The organism is Kitasatospora sp. NPDC059722 (assembly GCF_042733235.1).
GTDB lineage: Bacteria > Actinomycetota > Actinomycetes > Streptomycetales > Streptomycetaceae > Kitasatospora.
Genome location: NZ_JBHWGD010000065.1, coordinates 33092 through 33486, shown reverse-complemented (window position 1 = coordinate 33486; position 395 = coordinate 33092). Strand labels below are relative to the sequence as shown.

Annotated in this window: 1 protein-coding gene; it reads right to left on the bottom strand. The window is 77.2% G+C overall.

Going from position 1 to position 395, the window contains the following annotated elements:
* Nucleotides 1–266, bottom strand: a 266-nt coding sequence (locus tag ACFV4F_RS31775; protein ID WP_380507645.1) for an acyl-CoA thioesterase, incomplete at its 3' end; no start/stop codon positions are given.
* Nucleotides 267–395: the final 129 nt, after the last annotated feature.

Here is a 395-nt window from a genome sequence, read left to right as displayed (position 1 = left end):
GTCGCGGCTGTACCATTCTTTTTCTCCCTCTTGCTCAGGAGGCCCCCGGCGCGCCGGCGCCCCACACACGGACTTTTCGGCGCCCCCGCGCGCCCCCCCCCCCCCGACCCGCCCGCGAACTCCCCGGCACCGGCCGCGGCGGCCTGGGTGAACATGAAGTCGATCCGGGCCTCCTCCAGGTAGCGCAGGAAGACCACGTTGTTGACGTGCCCGAAGGCGTCCATGTCGGACCAGCGCAGCGGGCAGGCGTAGATGTGGCGGGCCACAGGTGTTCTCCTCGGTGTCCGGTCGCGCGCCGCGGGTGGGGGGGGGGGGGGCGCGCCGGCGGGGCGCGGGCGCCCCGCGCCCGCGCGGCGCGCGCCCGCGGACGTCCGCGCTGAGGGCGCGCGCGCGCA